The sequence below is a fragment of the Streptomyces sp. NPDC002779 genome, from assembly GCF_042888685.1.
In the GTDB taxonomy this organism is placed as follows: domain Bacteria; phylum Actinomycetota; class Actinomycetes; order Streptomycetales; family Streptomycetaceae; genus Streptomyces.
Genome location: NZ_JBIAQC010000090.1, coordinates 1 through 1,107 on the forward strand (window position 1 = coordinate 1; position 1,107 = coordinate 1,107).

The following is a 1,107-nucleotide window of genomic DNA, read 5'->3' on the forward strand; positions in this document are numbered from 1 at the left end:
GCGAGTACTTTCTGGGGGCGGCCATGGTCGATGTTCCTCTCATGAGAACCATCTGACCCTCTGTCAACACACTCCGCATCTCGGGGGAACCTCACCCAGAGGCTGCCACCGACGCCGGCGATAGCCTTGTCGAATTCGGGGAAGGCGGGGTCGGAGTCCGTGACGTCGATGAGCAGTTCGTGGGCCTCGGTAACGCTGAGGCAGGCTTCGAGGCGCTGCCCGCCTGTCTCGGCGGTGAGAGCGTGCTGTACCGCGTTGTCGACGAGAACGTGCAGCACATCGGTCGCCCGATGATGATCCCCAGGCCACCTCAGCATGGTGAGCAGGGTGCGCGCCTGGCGGCGAGCTAACGCTCCGGCGTTGCGATCCCCAGAGATGACAATGGGAGCTGTGCGCATGACCGGCGCGGTCACCGCGACGGGTTCCATGGGAGAAGATCCTTTGGTCAGGGGGAGAGTGCACCAGGTTGTGGTGCCGTCTTCGCTGACACCCCACTCTTCGGCCAGGCTGTCCAAAAGGAGCAGCCCACGGCCGCTCTCGTCGTAGGGATCAGCGCAGCGGGCAACAGGGCGCAGGGGCGAGCCGTCGTACACCTCGATCATCAGGTGGCCGTCCTGAAGACACATGCGAACGCCGATGTCGAGGCCGAAGGCGTGGCGCAGGGCGTTCGTAGACAACTCGGTGAGCAGTAGCTCTGCGGTTTCTACCAGGTGGGGGCAGCCCCAGTAGGTGAGGCTGGCGCGGACTATCCTGCGCAGCCTTTGCGGCCAGGCCGCCTCTGCGCTGGAGAGGCCTTCGCCGTCTGGGCCGGGATGACGCTCGATCGACATCGCAAGGCCTTGGTAGACGCCTCGGTGGCGTCTTGGATCATCCGCAGCGCCGGGGACGCGTCGCAAGGCGCGCTCCGGGTCGGTAAGGGGGGTCGTCATGGTCGGCTCCATGTCGAAAAGGCCATCTGTAAAGTCGCCGTCGTGTCAGTGCGAGCGCGTGAGGCACGGTTGTGGGGAAGCAACGTGTTCTTGCTCTTCGTCGGCCTGCGGGTTGGTGGTTGGCGCTGACATGGCGGTCGGTGTCCGTGCCCTGGGCCGTAAGCACGCTGGTGACGAG

General features: G+C 65.2%; 1 protein-coding gene. It reads right to left on the reverse strand.

The window, feature by feature from the left end; translation table 11 throughout:
• Positions 1–929: ATP-binding protein (locus tag ACFYW5_RS38010; RefSeq protein WP_389421703.1), on the reverse strand; the 929-nt coding region annotated here is incomplete at its 3' end.
• Positions 930–1,107 lie beyond the last annotated feature (178 nt).